Genomic DNA, 1160 nt, shown 5'->3' with positions numbered 1-1160 from the left:
TGTTCTGTGGATATTTTCCATATGGAATCATTATAGCACTTTTTGAAAAAAGGTCCGAAGAGGGGCCACGGGCGGGAACTTTCCACGCGCCACAAATTGAGACTATGGCCATTTTCCTTCCGGACAAATGGCCAAGACTACAATTTGCTTTGCTCGAAATTCCCGCCAAGAAGGGGAGGGGGATGCTTCACGCTTTGGAGGAAGAACAGGGGCGCTTACTTCGCTTGAATGGCGCTTATGCGAAGTAGGGGCTTCACGGTTTGGCGGACTGGCAAGGGTTGACCTGGTGTCCTGTTTTTTGGGGTAGAATGGTTTTTTTACTTTCGCATAAGCGACATTAAGCAAAGTAGACTAAACGAGGCTTCACGTTTGGTCTTGCTAAGGGTTCTGGTTTCCGGCGTTTGGTGGAGGGTGAAGGCCGCCGGGAACGGTTGGTGGTGCTTGCCGCGGTTATCTGCGGCGGCCTTAAACAAATTTTGAATTTGAAGAAGTATAGGCATACGGCTTTCTTATTGGGCAATAGTTTAGATGAAAACGGTCATTTTGTACGGCGTACAGCTTTTGATTCTGCGAACGGCTTTTATACTGCGTATGGCTTTTTTGTGGCACATGGCTTTTTATATTTCATTTTGTTTTTTTGGAGATGGAGAGAAGGAGATGGTAGGGGAGTTTGATTTTTTGTGGCCTAAAGGCCCCGCTGTGGCGCGGGGCCTGGTGACCCTCCGGGAGGTATGGCATACGGCTTTGGGGTTTGGAGAAGGGTTTGAGATTGAGAGAGAGGAGAAGTTGGGCGGGACCTGGACGGTTGGTGAGTAGATAGAGGAGGGTGGGGGATAAATTACCCCGGTAAGGCTTGCGATAACGCCTAAAAAAGATTATAGAAAACATTTTTCATCGGGTAATTTTCTGATTCGAATTTTTACCGCTTTTTCGGCAAAACTTACCCCCTTTTTTACCGGGGGTAAGGGCCTGGTGGAGGCTTTGAAAGAGGAATTAAAGGACATAATCAAGGGTGCAAAGTGGACCGAACTTTATGAGACGCTTTGGGTAATCGCCCTGGTTCGATATGTGACGGCCAAGCAGTTAGCCGGTGCCTTTCCCAAGGGAACCAGGTGGCGGGAAAAATGCGCCACCGGACCCAAGTTGAAGAAGCTGGCCAA

At 48.6% G+C, this 1160-nt stretch carries 1 protein-coding gene; it reads left to right on the top strand.

Going from position 1 to position 1160, the window contains the following annotated elements; translation table 11 throughout:
* Positions 1–248: hypothetical protein (locus G491_RS36185; RefSeq protein ID WP_035220310.1), on the top strand; the 248-nt coding region annotated here is incomplete at its 5' end.
* Positions 249–1160: the final 912 nt, after the last annotated feature.

The sequence above is a fragment of the Desulfatibacillum aliphaticivorans DSM 15576 genome (genome assembly GCF_000429905.1).
Classification (GTDB): Bacteria; Desulfobacterota; Desulfobacteria; order Desulfobacterales; family Desulfatibacillaceae; genus Desulfatibacillum; species Desulfatibacillum aliphaticivorans.
This window is presented reverse-complemented; position numbering and strand designations above follow the sequence as displayed.